This is a genomic window from Gammaproteobacteria bacterium, assembly GCA_015709635.1.
GTDB lineage: Bacteria > Pseudomonadota > Gammaproteobacteria > Burkholderiales > Nitrosomonadaceae > Nitrosomonas.
This window is the reverse complement of the sequence record CP054180.1, coordinates 750,730-766,419: the sequence shown is the minus strand read 5'-3', so window position 1 is coordinate 766,419 and position 15,690 is coordinate 750,730. Positions and strand designations below refer to the sequence as shown.

At 47.6% G+C, this 15,690-nt stretch carries 11 protein-coding genes, 1 tRNA gene and 3 pseudogenes; 7 read left to right on the top strand and 8 right to left on the bottom strand.

Features of this window, described 5'->3' with window-relative positions; genetic code table 11:
* Positions 1-179: 179 nt before the first annotated feature.
* The 4 genes from prmA to aroQ form a co-directional block, all read right to left on the bottom strand.
* Positions 180-1,097: a 50S ribosomal protein L11 methyltransferase gene (prmA, locus tag HRU78_03410; protein ID QOJ22813.1), complete on the bottom strand. Its 918-nt coding sequence runs from the start codon at positions 1,095-1,097 to the stop codon at positions 180-182.
* Positions 1,098-1,146: 49 nt separating this feature from the next.
* Positions 1,147-2,502, bottom strand: coding sequence for an acetyl-CoA carboxylase biotin carboxylase subunit (accC, locus tag HRU78_03405; protein QOJ22812.1), 1,356 nt, complete (start codon positions 2,500-2,502; stop codon positions 1,147-1,149).
* A gap of 21 nt (positions 2,503-2,523) precedes the next feature.
* On the bottom strand, positions 2,524-3,012 hold the full coding sequence (locus HRU78_03400; GenBank protein QOJ22811.1) for an acetyl-CoA carboxylase biotin carboxyl carrier protein: 489 nt from the start codon (positions 3,010-3,012) through the stop codon (positions 2,524-2,526).
* 140 nt (positions 3,013-3,152) lie between these two features.
* Positions 3,153-3,608: a type II 3-dehydroquinate dehydratase gene (gene aroQ, locus HRU78_03395; GenBank protein QOJ22810.1), complete on the bottom strand. Its 456-nt coding sequence runs from the start codon at positions 3,606-3,608 to the stop codon at positions 3,153-3,155.
* Between the two features lie 224 nt (positions 3,609-3,832).
* Between aroQ and HRU78_03390 the strand changes: the two genes are divergently transcribed.
* Together HRU78_03390 and HRU78_03385 are read left to right on the top strand one after the other, a co-directional pair.
* Positions 3,833-3,908 (top strand) — tRNA-Thr (locus tag HRU78_03390).
* A 15-nt stretch (positions 3,909-3,923) separates the two neighbouring features.
* Positions 3,924-4,211, top strand: a pseudogene (locus tag HRU78_03385) (IS1595 family transposase).
* An 8-nt stretch (positions 4,212-4,219) separates the two neighbouring features.
* On the opposite strand, the pseudogene HRU78_03380 reads toward HRU78_03385, so the two are convergent.
* Positions 4,220-4,981: pseudogene (locus HRU78_03380) on the bottom strand (IS5 family transposase).
* 191 nt (positions 4,982-5,172) lie between these two features.
* On the opposite strand from HRU78_03380, the pseudogene HRU78_03375 reads away from it, so the two are divergent.
* Positions 5,173-6,611 (top strand): annotated as a pseudogene (locus HRU78_03375) (IS5 family transposase).
* Between the two features lie 158 nt (positions 6,612-6,769).
* Here the strand turns inward: HRU78_03375 and HRU78_03370 are convergent.
* The gene (locus tag HRU78_03370) at positions 6,770-7,714 is read right to left on the bottom strand and encodes a LysR family transcriptional regulator (protein ID QOJ22809.1); all 945 of its coding nucleotides are present in this window, start codon (positions 7,712-7,714) and stop codon (positions 6,770-6,772) included.
* 179 nt (positions 7,715-7,893) lie between these two features.
* Here HRU78_03370 and HRU78_03365 point away from each other — a divergent pair, with 179 nt between their 5' ends.
* From HRU78_03365 to HRU78_03350, 4 genes are all read left to right on the top strand, one after another.
* Complete coding sequence (locus tag HRU78_03365) at positions 7,894-9,369, top strand: ribulose-bisphosphate carboxylase large subunit (protein ID QOJ22808.1); 1,476 nt, start codon at positions 7,894-7,896, stop codon at positions 9,367-9,369.
* Positions 9,370-9,389: 20 nt separating this feature from the next.
* Positions 9,390-9,824: a ribulose bisphosphate carboxylase small subunit gene (locus tag HRU78_03360; protein ID QOJ22807.1), complete on the top strand. Its 435-nt coding sequence runs from the start codon at positions 9,390-9,392 to the stop codon at positions 9,822-9,824.
* 154 nt (positions 9,825-9,978) lie between these two features.
* A complete protein-coding gene (gene cbbX, locus HRU78_03355; protein ID QOJ22806.1) occupies positions 9,979-10,926 on the top strand; it encodes a CbbX protein in 948 nt (315 codons plus the stop codon).
* Positions 10,927-10,944: 18 nt separating this feature from the next.
* Positions 10,945-11,313, top strand: a complete 369-nt coding sequence (locus tag HRU78_03350; protein QOJ22805.1) for a hypothetical protein — start codon at positions 10,945-10,947, stop codon at positions 11,311-11,313.
* 421 nt (positions 11,314-11,734) lie between these two features.
* On the opposite strand, the gene HRU78_03345 is transcribed toward HRU78_03350, so the two are convergent.
* On the bottom strand, positions 11,735-14,032 hold the full coding sequence (locus HRU78_03345) for a penicillin acylase family protein (GenBank protein ID QOJ22804.1): 2,298 nt from the start codon (positions 14,030-14,032) through the stop codon (positions 11,735-11,737).
* Positions 14,033-14,045: 13 nt separating this feature from the next.
* Positions 14,046-15,674, bottom strand: a complete 1,629-nt coding sequence (locus tag HRU78_03340) for a long-chain-fatty-acid--CoA ligase (GenBank protein ID QOJ22803.1) — start codon at positions 15,672-15,674, stop codon at positions 14,046-14,048.
* Positions 15,675-15,690: the final 16 nt, after the last annotated feature.

Sequence of the window (15,690 nt, the reverse complement as noted above, 5' to 3'; positions counted from 1 at the left end):
GCTTGCTTGCTTTTAAAGAAGTTCTGAAAAACCGCTGCGCTCGGTCACGTCGCATTGAATCAAACTTAAAATACTTTTGCCCATTCTCGTAAACTGCACTTTTTCGCCTGACTCCGCCTTACCTGACCGTTGCCCGCTGCCTTTTTCAGCGTTTTCTTAAGCCGGGAGCGGCAATTATTTCACCTTTTGATACCGGTTAATAGCACCCAGCCTTCCTGCTCACCGGCGATGCGCATATCAAACCACTGTTGATAGGTAGCGCAAACTTCTTCGGCTTGTTCCTTGAGAATTCCGGATAGTGCTATATGACCCTGTTGCCGGACCATTTGCATCAAAACCGGCGCCAGCAGAATCAAAGGATTCGCCAGAATATTGGCGACTACGATATCCGCTTGCTCTTGCGGTTGAAAATCCCGCGGCACAGCTGCTTGCGCCGCAGTGAAATGAAATTCTGACGGATCGCATTGATTGCGCAGCGCATTTTCTTCGCTGGCTTTGATCGCCTGGGGATCGATATCGATACCGGTGACATGCCGGGCACCGAGTTTCAATGCTGCAATCGCGAGTATCCCGGAACCGCAGCCATAGTCCATGACTTTGTCGCCGGCTTGCAGGTTCTGATCCAGCCAACCCAAACATAACTGCGTGGTGGGATGGCTGCCGGTACCGAAAGCCAATCCGGGATCGAGTATCAGGTTGATGGCCGCCGGATCGGGCGATGGGTGCCAGGTCGGCACAATCCATAGGCGCGATGATATGGGAATCGGATCGAATTGCGATTGCGTCAAGCGCACCCAATCCTGTTCTTCGATGCGCTCGATACGGTAATTGAGCCGCCGGTCGGATTGTGCGATTTGCGTGATATTGCGAAGGATTTCAGCGATATCCGTGTCTTCGTTGAACAGTGCGGAAACTTCCGCATTCTGCCAGATTTCTCCGCTCGGTTCGCCAGGCTCACCGAATAGCATTTGCTCGTCTTGCGTATCGGCAGCGGCATCGTGGATGTCCACCGACAATGCCCCCTGCTCCAGCAGCGCATCGCTCAGCTCTTCGGCGTGCGCCGCATCCGTCTTGATAATCAGCGTAATCCACGACATGCTGTACGGTGCGGGTTGTTAACAAGCGCTATGAAACCGATGCCTGCCGTCAATTCGATTTGTTATGCAGTGCAAGCTTCTGCTCTAAATAGTGAATGGAAGCGCCGCCGCGCAAAAAAGAGGCGTCGTTCAGCAAATCCCGGTGCAGCGGAATGTTCGTTCTAATACCGCTGATCACCATTTCCGACAATGCGATGCGCATGCGGGCGATCGCTTGTTCGCGCGTGTCGCCGTAGGTGATGATCTTGCCGATCATGGAGTCGTAATACGGCGGCACCATGTAGTTGTGATAAACATGCGAATCCACGCGCACGCCTGGTCCGCCCGGCGCATGATACTGCGTAATGCGTCCGGCGGACGGCGTCAGTTTGTAAGCATCCTCGGCATTGATGCGGCACTCGATCGCATGCCCTTTGAAGACAATGTCTTTCTGCTTGATCGGCAGCACGACACCGGCAGCGACATTAATTTGTGCCTGCACCAGATCGATGCCGGTCACCGCTTCGGTCACCGGATGTTCAACCTGCAAGCGCGTATTCATTTCAATGAAATAAAACTCATTGTTTTCGAATAAAAACTCAAAGGTGCCGACACCGCGGTATTTGATGCGACGGCACGCTTCCGCGCAACGTTCGCCGATTTTGTCGCGCAATTTTTCCGGTATGCCCGGTGCCGGCGCTTCTTCCAAAATTTTCTGATGACGGCGCTGCATGGAGCAATCGCGCTCACCCAAATGCACGGCATTGCCGTACTCATCGATTAATAATTGAAATTCGATATGGCGCGGGTTTTCCAGAAATTTCTCCGCATACACCACCGGATTACCGAATGCGGTCTGCGCTTCGTTGCGTGTCACGATGATCGCATTCGAGAGTGCTGCTTCGGTATGCACCACCCGCATGCCACGCCCACCGCCGCCACCGGCGGCTTTAATGATGATCGGATAACCGATCTCGCGCACGATCTTCTTGATCTCATCGATGTCTTCCGGCAATGCGCCATCCGATCCGGGAACACAAGGCACACCGGCTTTCTTCATGGTATTCTTCGCACTGACTTTGTCGCCCATCAAACGGATGGTTTCCGGACGCGGGCCGATGAACACGAACCCGCTTTTTTCCACGCGTTCGGCAAAATCGGCATTCTCGGATAGAAATCCATAGCCCGGATGAATCGCTTCGGCGTCGGTCACTTCCGCCGCGCTGATAATCGCTGGCACATTCAAATAACTGTGCGATGCCGCCGCCGGACCGATGCACACCGATTCATCGGCCAATTTGACGTACTTCGCTTCCGCATCCGCTTCGGAATGCACGGCAACCGTTTTGATACCCATGGCACGGCAGGCGCGTTGTATCCGCAAGGCGATTTCACCGCGATTGGCAATAAGGATTTTTTCAAACATAGGATTTGACCTTTATTCAGACTATTGAATAACGAATAAAGGCTCACCGTATTCCACCGGCTGGCCGTTTTCCAGCAAAATCGCTTTAACTACCCCGCCTTTATCGGCCTCGATTTCATTCAGCAGTTTCATTGCTTCAATAATGCACAACGTATCACCTTCCTTGACTCTTTGCCCGATTTCCACGAATGCATTCGCGCCCGGCGATGGCGCACGGTAGAAGGTGCCGACCATCGGGGATTTGACGACATGACCTTCCGGCAGCGCAGTCTTATCGGAGCCGTTGGCTTCCCCACCTTTCGATTCGCTATCCGATGCAGATGCCAGTACTTGCTGTTGCACCGGCGCTATGACGGGCTGCATGGCAGGCGACGGCATGAACGCATAATTCTGCACGCCGGAACCCGATTTACTGATGCGAACTTTTTCTTCGCCCTCGGTAATTTCCAGTTCCGCAATGCTTGATTCTTCAACCAGCTCAATGAGCTTCTTCAGCTTTCTTAAATCCATTTTCAATCTCCCGAGACGGAGTCTCGCTTTAGGGTAGTTTTATAACCAGACAATATACTGAATGTAAAAATGAGCAAAGTTACGGCATCGTAAAAAGTTGAGGTATTAAAAAACTCACCTAACACATCGAATATAATCGATTAATATGACGTTATCGCATATTCCAGCGCAAGTTCATAACCTTTGGCACCCAGACCGCTGATCACACCGACAGCCAGATCAGAAAAATAGGACTGCTGACGGAAAGATTCGCGAGCATATACATTCGATAAATGAACTTCGATGAAGGGCAGTTTGACGGTGGCCAGCGCATCACGCAAAGCCACACTGGTATGCGTAAATGCAGCCGGGTTGATAATAATAAAATCCGTCCCGTCCTGCAGCGTTTGCTGAATTCTGTCAATCAATGCAAATTCCGCATTACTTTGAAAAAAATCCAGCTCAATCCCTTTATTTTCGGCTAATTTGCTTAAATTTCTGTTAATATCTTGAAGCGTAGTTTCTCCATAAATTTCCGGCTCCCGAATCCCCAGCAGATTCAAATTCGGACCATGAAGTATCAAAATATTCTGAATTTTTGCTTTTTTAGAATCCATTTAATAATTATGGACCCATAGAGCAAAAATGTACAGATTTTTGACGAAATTCGCCGAACTTAAACGAAAATTCGTAAAAATATGGAATGAATTAATTCGATGAGCAGTATGACTCGCGCAGAGCCTGCAGCAAAAAAGAAAAACGCCAACAATTGAACTTAGCTCCTTATCATTTGCCCGTAACTCCCCAACCATCTATAATACGCGGCTTGATTCATACCCGGGCTGTTGTAGCTCAGTTGGTAGAGCAACTGATTCGTAATCAGTAGGTCGGAGGTTCGACTCCTCTCAACAGCACCAATTATCAATGACTTAGAAACACAATCGAATGGGATGCCGCTCATTACTAGAAAAATAGCACCTGACAGCGTAGTTTATACAGATTGTTATCGCAGTTACAATGCGCTTGATGTGAATCATTTTTACCATGAACGGATCAATCATTCCACACTCTTTGCTCAAGGTAAGAATCACATCAATGGCATTGAGAACTTTTGGAATCAGGCTAAATGCGTCTTAAGAAAATACAATGGCATTCCTAAAGAATCATTTCCACTGTTTCTCAAAGAATGCGAATTCAGATTCAATTATGGAATACCTAAGGCGTGTGGTCAATTGAGCCAAATGATAGCTGCAGCGAGGTGGATGCCGCCGAGGAAAGTTGAAGCACGTTTATCGTACCGAGTTGCAATGGCACGGTATTGTTTGAGTTTTGCAAAGAAATTCTCGATCAAATGCCGTGCCTTATACATTTCCTCATCGTATTCGCGTGGTTCCTTACGGTTTGACTTTGGTGGTATGACGGCCCGAACCCCGGCGTTCTTTAACAGATCAAGAACCCGTTCCGCCGCATCATACGCTTTATCGGCCAGAAAAGATTCTATACACGTCAGAATGTCCGGCAATAAAACATCCGCACCTTGAAGATCATGGGCTTGCCCCGGTGTAAGATGAAAACCGGTCGGGTTGCCAAGAGCATCACAGGTTACATGTATTTTGTGCTCAGTCCGCCTTTGCTGCGCCCAATGCACTCCGCTTCCCTATTCCCCTTTTGTCCCCGCAGCATGCTGATGAGCACGGATAATTGTACTATCGATCATCGCATACTCATTATCAGAATCTTCGGCCAAATACGTGAAAACCCTTTCCCATACGCCGCTTTCCGACCAGCGGCGATGACGGCGGGCTATGTTGTTCCAATCTCCAAAACGCTCCGGCAGATCACGCCATGGTATCCCAGCACGGTAGCGGTACAAAACAGCTTCAACAAATAGCCTGTTATCCTTGGCTGTTACACCAACTGTTTGCTTGCGACCCGGTAACAAGTGCTCGATCCGTTGCCATTGATCGTCCCGTAATCCATAGCGCTTCACCATTTATAACCTCCTCTAACTGTTTATAAACAGTAAATCACAATCTGATTCTCAGGGAAACTATATAGTCATCCCTGCAAAACACTTAGAGCTTGCATGAACTGCAGGAATCATCAAATTTTAGACGGCATTGATCCCTGAGAATTTATACTATTCGCATCAAAACACTGAGAGAATCAAGAGGAACTGAAATGCCGACCGATGATTTTTTCCGAGCGCGTCTCGATCAGATAATTGATCTGCGTCATCCCCTGGCAGTGCTGTCGAATCGACTGCCGTGGGCTGATATTGAAGCAGCACTTGTCCCTGCTTTTGAGCGTAAAAACCGTCAGGGTGAAGTGTTGGAGATCAACGATCTTTTTGGCACAACATTGGCGATTGCCAGTGGGGGCGTGAGCACTGCGGGTCGCCCCCGCTTGCCGATCCGGTTGATGGCATCGTTGCTGTATCTGAAGCATGCGTTCAACCTCAGTGACGAAGAGCTGGTGGTTCGCTGGCCGGAGAATGTGGTGTGGCAGTATTTCAGCGGCGAGGAATATTACACATCGAAGTTGCCGTGTGATGCCACCCAGATTGGCCGTTTCCGCACCGCCATTGGTGAAGCTGGTGTTGAGAAGCTGCTGAAGGCAACGATTGACACTGCGGTGCACACCAAGGCGGTCAAACCGGCTGAATTCAAACGAGTGATTGTTGACACGACAATTCAGGAAAAGGCAATTGCGCATCCGGTGGATAGCCGGTTACTGGAAATTGCTCGCGGCAAGATTGTGCAAGCAGCCAGACGGGCTGGCATCACCTTGAAGCAAACCTACGCCAAAGAAGGCAAGGCGCTGCGCCGAAGGGCAGGCGGCTATGCCCACGCCAGGCAATTGCGGCGTCTGCACAAAACCGTTAAACGCCAACGCACGATCCTTGGTATCGTGCTGCGGGAGATCCAGCGCAAACTGGCAACCGTGACGACGGTCTGTGCCGCATCGCTGCAGCAATTGACCACGCTATTGGAACGGGCAGGACGGATTCATAAGCAGCAACCCAAGGACAACAACAAACTCTATGCATTGCACGCACCGGAAGCCGAATGCATCGGCAAGGGCAAAAAGCACGCAAACCTTACGAGTTCGGAGTTAAAGCCGGCATTGCTGTTACGCACAAAAGCGGCCTGATAGTCGGTGCCAGAACCTTTCCTGGCAATCCCTACGATGGTCATATTCTCCACCAACAGCTCGAACAAACGCACAGGCTACTCGAAGATACCGGATCAATACCGAAGCAGGTTATTGCCGATCTCGGGTTCCGGGGAGTGGATGCTGACAATCCGGCAGTGGAAATCATCCATCGCGGCAAGTACAAGTCGCTGACGAAACCGCAGCGGCGCTGGCTCAAGCGCCGGCAGGCCGTGGAACCTGCAATCGGGCATCTGAAGTCGGATCACCGAATGAATCGCTGCTGGTTACCAGGTCAGTTGGGTGATGCACTGCACGCTGTGTTATGTGCGGCTGGCTACAATCTGCGCTGGCTGATGAGAGCTATACACCGTTTGGGCATCAAGAATTCTTTATTGCGACTTGCGCTGCTGCAACTGATCAACACCTTTTACACAAAACGTTCGTTTGTCGGCATGACTGTGTGAATTTTGCAGGGGCGACTATATACAATTTAATTGTCCACATGCCCTAAAAATACTCAAACTTTGGACTCAGATTTAACCTGATCTACTACAGCCCCAAAGAAAAAATATTGTAATATTTTATAACTTATTTCATTACATTCGGTTACACAATGAACCAGCTATTTAATAACAGGATATCCAATAGTTGAGTGAGGAGTAGATAAATTCCTGAGAAATTCAGGAGCTTGCTTTAAGTATTCTAGAAATGCTTGTGCAACAATAGATAATTGTTTCCCGGATGGGTAAGCAAAATACCAATTGCGATTGATAGGAAACTCCTTAACATCAAGTATAGTAAGCTGTCCCATAGACGCATCTGAGGCTAAAGTATGTCGTGATAAGATGGCTATACCTAATCCTCCAATGACTGCTTGTTTAATGGCTTCATTGCTGCCTAACTCCATCCGGATTTTTAATTTCTTATTGTGTTCTAGAAAAAAACGCTCTGTCGCCAGCCTTGTTCCAGAACCTGGTTCACGCATAATAAATGGTTCATCACATATGCGATCAATAGTAATCTGCTTTTCATTGGCAAGCGGATGATTCGTCGCTGCTAGAACAATTAATGGATTATCCAAAAATACTTCCGCCACGGCATCAATTGATTTTGGAACTTGACCCAAGACATAGAGATCGTCTTGGTTGCTGATCAATCTTTCCAGGACACGTTCGCGATTCGTTACTTTCAGTACAACATCTATGCCAGGGTATTTCTGACAAAACATGCCCAGTAAACGTGGCGTAAAATATTTCGCGGTAGTGACCACCGCAAGCCGCAATTTTCCTGATTTCATGCCTTTCATATCGGACGCGATCATTTCAAAACGGGAAAAATGTTCAAAAATACCCAAGCAGGTTTGATATAGCTCTTTTCCTGCATCGGTCAGATAGATTTTTTTACCAATCTGCTCAAACAAAGGTAAACCAATCTCATTCGTCAGTTTCTTGATTTGCATCGATACGGTTGGTTGTGTCAAGAATAACTCCTCGGCAGCACGGGTAAAGCTTTTCAAGCGAGCAATCGCTTCAAATACTTCAAGCTGCCGTAAAGTGCTGTGACGCATGGGTTTCTCCTTTTATTTTTATAATTAGATAAAATCTATCATAGACATAAATCTATCACAACTATAGAAACAATTGATTGTTATTTATGATTTAAAGATCCTACTATAACTTCACCCGCTGATGGCTACTTCCTAACTAAAGTTTATAGCGTGGATTTTTCAATAACGTGGAGATAACTATGGCTTCAGAAACTATGAAAGAAGGTAAAGAACGTTACAAATCTGGCGTCATTCCATATAAAAAGATGGGCTACTGGGAACCCGATTACAAGCCCAAAGATACAGATGTTATTGCGCTATTTCGCATTACTCCACAACCGGGAGTAGATCATGAAGAAGCAGCAGCAGCGGTCGCAGGTGAATCTTCTACGGCAACATGGACCGTTGTATGGACAGATCGACTGACTGCATGTGAACTATATCGTGCCAAAGCATATAGGTCTGAACTTGTTCCCAATACAGGTCCGGGCACTAAAAACGAAGCGCAATACTTTGCTTATATCGCCTATGATATAGATCTATTCGAAGAAGGTTCGATCGCAAACTTAACCGCTTCCATTATTGGTAATGTGTTTGGATTCAAAGCGGTCAAGGCATTGCGTTTGGAAGATATGCGCATTCCAGTTGCTTACCTCAAAACTTTCCAAGGCCCTGCAACAGGTATCGTGGTAGAACGTGAACGTTTGGATAAATTTGGTCGCCCGTTACTGGGTGCAACGACTAAACCAAAACTGGGTCTTTCTGGACGTAACTACGGACGCGTTGTATACGAAGGACTTAAAGGCGGTCTGGATTTCATGAAAGATGATGAGAATATTAACTCACAACCTTTTATGCACTGGCGTGATCGCTTCCTGTACTGCATGGAAGCAGTGAACAAAGCATCTGCGGCTACAGGTGAAGTCAAAGGGCATTATTTGAATGTTACTGCTGGAACTATGGAAGACATGTATGAACGTGCAGAATTTGCGAAATCCTTAGGTTCAGTCATTGTTATGATCGATCTGGTAATCGGCTATACCGCAATTCAGTCTATGGCGAAATGGGCACGGAGGAACGACATGATACTGCATCTGCATCGTGCAGGTAATTCAACCTACTCACGTCAAAAAAACCATGGTATGAATTTCCGTGTTATCTGCAAGTGGATGCGTATGGCCGGAGTAGATCACATTCATGCAGGCACGGTTGTTGGGAAGCTTGAAGGCGATCCACTTATGATCAAAGGTTTTTACGATACCTTGCGTGACACACACACTGAAAAAAATCTAGAACATGGATTGTTCTTTGATCAAGACTGGGCCTCACTCAATAAAGTCATGCCAGTTGCTTCAGGTGGTATTCATGCAGGTCAGATGCATCAATTAATTGATTATCTCGGCGAAGATGTGATATTGCAGTTCGGTGGCGGCACCATTGGACACCCTCAAGGGATCCAAGCAGGCGCAACAGCAAATCGTGTTGCACTCGAAGCTATGGTTTTGGCCCGTAATGAAGGTCGGGATTACGTCAAAGAAGGTCCGCAAATTCTTGCAGATGCTGCAAAGTGGTGCACGCCGCTCAAACAAGCGCTGGATACGTGGAAAGATATCACCTTTAATTACGATTCTACTGATACCGCTGACTTTGTGCCATCCACAACTGCAAGCGTTTAACCATTTTAGGAGAAACAATTATGATGACCAATCCAGGTAATATACTTACACAGGGGCAATTTTCTTTCCTTCCCCCGTTGACCGACAAGCAAATTTCAGCACAACTCAAATATGCGTTGAAAAATGGCTGGGCAATCGGAATAGAATACACAGATGACCCTCATCCACGGAATACCTATTGGGAAATGTTTGGTAATCCAATGTTTGATTTGAAGGATCCTGCTGGAATTTTGATGGAAATCAATAGCTGTCGTAAAACTTTTCCAAATCACTATATCCGCGTTACCGCATTTAACTCGACACGCGGAGTGGAAAGTCCAACAATGTCATATATTGTCAACCGACCTAAGAAAGAGCCAGGTTTTGGTTTAGTACGTAACGAAGGTGCAGGACGGAGTATTAGTTATACCATCCATTCCTATGCAACCGACAAACCAGAAGCTGAACGCTACTAATAGCAAGAACTCTCTCTTCTTTAAGAAGAGAGAGTTGGTTAACAACCCAAGGGTAGCTTAAGAAATTTATTTATATTAAACAGAATAGTTCTAACAATTAAATTAATACAATAGATATATGTTGCCAGTATCTATCCTATAGAGATGATCAAACATGTCTAAGCAGTCTAAAAACTTAAAACCGACTAAAGATCCATTGATTGACTTGGATGCAGAGTTCCAAGCATCTAATATTCAGGAAGTACTGGAGAAACTTGATCAGGAGTTGATTGGTTTAATCCCTGTGAAGACTCGCATTCGTGAAACCGCAGCATTGTTGCTTGTCGATCGTGTACGTAAACAACTGGGATTATCTGCGGGAGCACCCAGTTTACATATGTGTTTTACTGGAAATCCTGGTACTGGAAAAACGACAGTAGCTCTGCGTATGGCGGAAATCTTACATCGCCTAGGCTATGTACGTGAAGGGCACCTGGTTTCGGTAACCCGAGATGACTTAGTCGGTCAATACATTGGACATACCGCACCCAAAACAAAAGAAGTAATAAAAAAAGCGATGGGGGGAGTTCTTTTTATCGATGAGGCTTATTATCTTTATAAACCAGAGAACGAACGTGATTATGGCGCAGAATCAATAGAAATTCTGTTGCAAACGATGGAAAATAATCGCGAAGACTTGGTGGTTATTCTGGCAGGCTATAAAGATCGCATGGATAAATTCTTCCATAGCAATCCCGGAATGCGCTCGCGTATAGCGCACCACATCGACTTTCCGGATTACGGTGCAGATGAGTTAGTTGCGATAGCTAAATTGATGTTAGCAAGCCAGAATTACTGTTTCAGTGAAGCCGGAGAAGAGGCTTTTGGAAAATATATCCGCTTGCGTATGAAATCAGAGCATTTCGCCAATGCTCGCTCGGTTCGTAACGCTCTTGATCGTGCTCGGCTTCGGCAAGCAAATCGATTATTTTCTGGAACAAAGAAATCATTAGCTAAAATTGATCTCATGACATTAGAAGCGGAAGATATTCTAGCGAGTCGTGTTTTTCTTGAAAATACGCTGGATAGTATGCCCCATACTAAAAAAATAAATAAAAATTAAACACAACATCTTTTAGCGATGGAAACGCTGACCCTACCTTGGCGCATTTTCCCAAAAACGATAGAAGCAACTTGTTATAACCGTGGGCGACTGGCGCTGCTTCGATTAGGCTATCCACTGCGAGTTGCCTTACAACAGCACCGTGGATTAGAAGTCATTTTAAGCAATACCATGTGGCTATGTGTAGATAGCAATGCAGATGATCAGCCCATTTTGTCATGGCGGGAGTTTCAAATTCATGGGCGACGGAATTTAATTCAGCCTGTCCCTTGTGAATTGTGGTTGTACCATAGTTGTGCAGGTCTTATCATGGGTTCAGCTCTGGATGATTTGGATCAGGCACTTGAAAAAATTATGCTACCTCCTCACTCCATCATTAACAACTAATAATTATTCATAAGTTTTTTTGCATTGGTAATGCGTGTTTTATTTTTAAACTTATTGTCAATTACAATATAGCTCAAAAAATAACATTCCTTAAATGAGATCAGCTTCTATCCAGATTACTTTGGACTGAAGTACAGAATGTTAATCAACATGCAAAAATTACCAGGGAAAGGGTGAAATCAACATTGAAAAGTTTCCACCCTATGGATGAGAAAATCCGACATTTAGTCGGAGTACCCTGGAGTGATAACAATGGAACACATAGCCGAAATCAGGCGCCGACATTTCATAAGCAAAGAAAGCATCAGTGCGATTGCAAATAGTCTGGGGCTGTCACGTCAAACGGTTCGCAAGGCATTAAGAAGTGATGCGGAACCGATATATCAACGTAAAATTCAACCGACACCGAAATTAGGTAGTTTTAAATCACAGCTCGCTGAATGGCTGGATAGGGATGCAAAATTGCCCAGACGCCACCGCAGGACTGCACAGCGATTGTTCGAATGTTTACAAGTTGAAGGTTATCAAGGTTCATATGGTCCGGTGCATGAGTCAGAATTTCACGAAGCTTCACATTATCCTCAATCTCATTTCGACTGCGCCAGGCAGGACGTAATTGCTGTTTTGCGGTTAGTTCTAATGGGTTATACGTTTCAAAAAATGGGGGTTGTGTTGCATTGCCGTAGGTCATCAGTACTTGTGCATGCACCGGTTTGGAAAACTCAATGACTGCAATAAACGAATCTCCATAAGAGGATTTCAATTTTCCATCGACATCCGGTTCGTAGACAATTTCCCTGAAAACCCCCAAGTCCGTATCAGCGCCATTACCAGGAAAATCGGATCCATCCCGGCGCAAGCGAGCGACTTCACCCCAAGTAATATCGAGCTTTCCGGTCTCGGCAAGCAACTGGGTGATGGCTTCCCGTAGAGCATTCAGCGCAAGCGGCTTGTCAGCCAGACCATACGGCGTAATCAATGGTCTGGAAGAATCAAACGGTTGCGAATAAAAAAGATTGCCTAGTAATTGATTAGGAGTAAACACGTAATCAGGGTTTGCTCTAGTTGCTTTGGCGATCGTAGCTTCAACCCATTTTTCGAACCAAAGACTGAAAAGCCTTGCACCGCGGCTTTCCGCCAGAAACTGCCGATCCCATCGATGCCATATTGCCGCAGCCTGATGTACGAGTGGGTCGCTGCTAGCAAGCGCGATGGATGACAAATCATCCAGCAATTGATCCGCTGCCAGTGAGTGTGTCGAATGCTTGGCAGCAATCAATTCTTCAAAACTCATTTCTTGCCGGGACGCCAGCATCCGCAAGCCTTGCAATTCACGATTATTGGTAACATCGGCAGTCATATTTCCCGGGTACTGATTTTTCTCAAGCATAGGCAAGGTCATATACCATGGCGCGCCATTGCTATTCTGAACCCAGCCGGAGTCCGGATTAATGGTTTTGGGCAAATCCTGATAATGATGCACTTGCTTCCAGATCAACCGGGAATCATCGCCAGCAACGGGCTTTCGCCAAAAAACCGTATCACCGGCCGGACGTTGTGGAATTATGCCGTTGAATGCGAGCATCACATGTTTATCAGCATCAGCGTATATCACATTAAACAAAGGCAAATGCCCGCCCGACAAGATTTCCTGAAACTTTTCCAAATGCGTGGCACGCCCCATCTCCCACCATTGCTGATTCATGCCGGCCAGTAATGGTGTTTCAAGTAACGCCAAACGTATCGACAGAATTTCTCCGGCATGCTCGATTACCGGCCCCTGTGCAGCGCGGTGGACTGTCAACACTTCGCTATCCACGCGGCCATCCGCCCGGCGAATCCGGATGGTTTCGCTGCTCACTATGAAATCATGTGCCACGTCATCAAGCCAATAACCATTACTCAAGTGGTTACCGGTCAGCCTTAGCTGGTATAAATCACAGCCATCCATGGGATTCACTGTATGTGTCCAGCCCAAATGATCGTTAAACGCAATTTGTAGAACAGGTGATCCAACCAAAGCTGCACCATAGAGATTCACATCGGGCAACAGAATGTGGGCTTCAAACAGTGTTTCCATACCGTGCCAGCTCAAATGGGGATTGGCGAGCAACATCGCATTGCCACTGCTGGAAAACTTGGCACCCAATGCCCAGCCATTTGATCCTGGAGGCTGGTCATTAAAATCAAATCCCGGCAGCACGGCGCCGCATTCCGAAATGCCAGCGACAAAAATAGCCATTACTCGCGTGGTATGCGCAATGATGTCTTGAGGCGTTACCGGCAGAACAGTTTTTACTTGAGCGGAAATCGCTTCAGGGTGGCGGCGGGCAAAATCATTAATGCCAGCGGCAAATGCCGCCAAATTGTCTTTGAATCCAGGTTCCTGCTGTTGATACCACTGTTCGGCCAGTGCTGGAATACCGAGCAAACGAACCGAGCGATCCGTGGCCAGATAATCTTCACCAAAGTATTCGGCACCGCGTCCCCGCGCCATCGCATACAATTTGAGCAGCAGATCGGCGTGGCCGCGCATCTGCGCCCAGCCAAACGCATAAAAAGCATCGCTATCGTGAGCCGCAACGATATGCGGAACACCCCAGGTATCCCACAAAATCTCGGGATTTCCGTGCTTGACCGGCAGTGGTTCGGCTGTTTGGCACGCATTCAGCACCAAAACAGACAACAGTGCACAACCGGCAAAAAAATATTTCATCATGTTCATTCCGGGTTTAACGATGAACAACTCCATGTTCGCAACGTAATGCTTTTTTATCGACCTTACCGACACTGGTTTTGGCAATGCACTCAACCTGCTTGAACTGAGTCAGCAGTGCATGTTTGGAAATCACGCCTTGCGAAACCAATAAACGAATCTGTTGCTGCGCCGCAGATTCGTCAAACATTGCCGGATCCACCGCCAACAAAGCCAGCGGCCGCTCCCCCCAGCGTGCATCCGGTATTCCGATCACCGCAACTTCCCTGATGCCGGCAACGGAAGCCAAGACATTTTCCACTTCCAGCGACGATACCCACTCTCCTGCCACCTTGATCACATCTTTAAGCCGATCGGTAATGCGCAGATAACCATCCGCACTCATCACGCCGATGTCCTGGGTATGCAGATACCCTCCCTGCCAAAGGGTCGCGCTGGCGTCGGCATCATTCAGATAGCCTTGCGTCAGCCATGGCGCACGTACTGCAATCTCACCGTTGCTGCAACCATCGCGGACCTGGGGCTGCATCGCGCCATCGACAATCTGCACATCCACCAGCGGAATCGCGCGCCCGGCACTGCAGCGTTGCATCATCGGCACATCTTTATCCGTTCGCGGGGCATTGTCCGACTCCTCGATCGCTTGCGCCAGCGTCAGAATCGGTGCGGTTTCGGATAATCCGTAACCGGCGAAACAATCAATTCCCATATCCAATGCTTGCCCGGCCAGAACTTGCGGCAGCGCCGAACCGCCCACCACCACTTTCCAGCCACGCAAATCGGCATCAGCCGCTTGCGCCGCCGCTAGGATCATTTTCAATAACGTCGGTACGCAATGCGAGAAGGTCACGCGCTCCTGAACGATCAACCGCAGCAACGATTCAGCCGTGTAGCGGCCCGGATAAACCTGCTTGACGCCCAGTAACGTGGCGATGTAGGGAATCCCCCAGGCGTGTACATGAAACATCGGCGTCAGCGGCATATACACATCGCCGGCGTGAAATCGTTGCTGCCTTGCCGGCGCCGCTAGCGCCATACCTGCCGCCAGGGTATGCAACATCAACTGTCTGTGGGTATAAGAAACGCCCTTGGGCAATCCGGTCGTGCCGGTAGTATAAAAAACCGTCGCGCGCGTATTTTCGTCAAAATCGGCAAAACCGAAATGATGAGGCCGGTCCTGCAACCAGGCTTCGTACTCGTCATCCAAGTTCAGCGAAGTGGACGGTAATGCATCGCCATCGCTCAGCACGATGATTTTCCGTATTCCTGTCAATTGCTGCCGAATGCTTTCGATGACCGGCATGAAATCGGTATGCAGCAATAATAGCGTGGCCTGCGAATGATTCAGGGTGTAGGCAATCTGAGCCGGCGTCAACCGGCTGTTGACAGTCATCATAACGGCTCCGTACATTGGAATCGCAAAGTAACACTCAAAATAGCGGTGACTATCGTGATCCATCACCGCAATAACGTCGCCGCGTTTGATACCCGACGCCGCCATCGCAGCAGCAAACCGATTGATGCGTGCATAAGTCTGGCGATAATTCGAGCGATACTGTTCACGATAAATGATTGGCCGGTCTGCTGCATTAGCCAATGGCGTATGCCAGATCTGCTTGAGAAGCAATGGATAATTTGAAGTCATTTGCAGAAATAATCCG

Coding starts and splice junctions, on each gene's coding strand:
- aroQ (QOJ22810.1), bottom strand. CDS start 3,608: ATGGATTCTAAAAAAGCAAAAATTCAGAATATTTTGATACTTCATGGT.
- HRU78_03350 (QOJ22805.1), top strand. CDS start 10,945: ATGGAAACGCTGACCCTACCTTGGCGCATTTTCCCAAAAACGATAGAA.
- HRU78_03400 (QOJ22811.1), bottom strand. CDS start 3,012: ATGGATTTAAGAAAGCTGAAGAAGCTCATTGAGCTGGTTGAAGAATCA.
- prmA (QOJ22813.1), bottom strand. CDS start 1,097: ATGTCGTGGATTACGCTGATTATCAAGACGGATGCGGCGCACGCCGAA.
- HRU78_03360 (QOJ22807.1), top strand. CDS start 9,390: ATGATGACCAATCCAGGTAATATACTTACACAGGGGCAATTTTCTTTC.
- accC (QOJ22812.1), bottom strand. CDS start 2,502: ATGTTTGAAAAAATCCTTATTGCCAATCGCGGTGAAATCGCCTTGCGG.
- HRU78_03340 (QOJ22803.1), bottom strand. CDS start 15,674: ATGACTTCAAATTATCCATTGCTTCTCAAGCAGATCTGGCATACGCCA.
- cbbX (QOJ22806.1), top strand. CDS start 9,979: ATGTCTAAGCAGTCTAAAAACTTAAAACCGACTAAAGATCCATTGATT.
- HRU78_03370 (QOJ22809.1), bottom strand. CDS start 7,714: ATGCGTCACAGCACTTTACGGCAGCTTGAAGTATTTGAAGCGATTGCT.
- HRU78_03345 (QOJ22804.1), bottom strand. CDS start 14,032: ATGATGAAATATTTTTTTGCCGGTTGTGCACTGTTGTCTGTTTTGGTG.
- HRU78_03365 (QOJ22808.1), top strand. CDS start 7,894: ATGGCTTCAGAAACTATGAAAGAAGGTAAAGAACGTTACAAATCTGGC.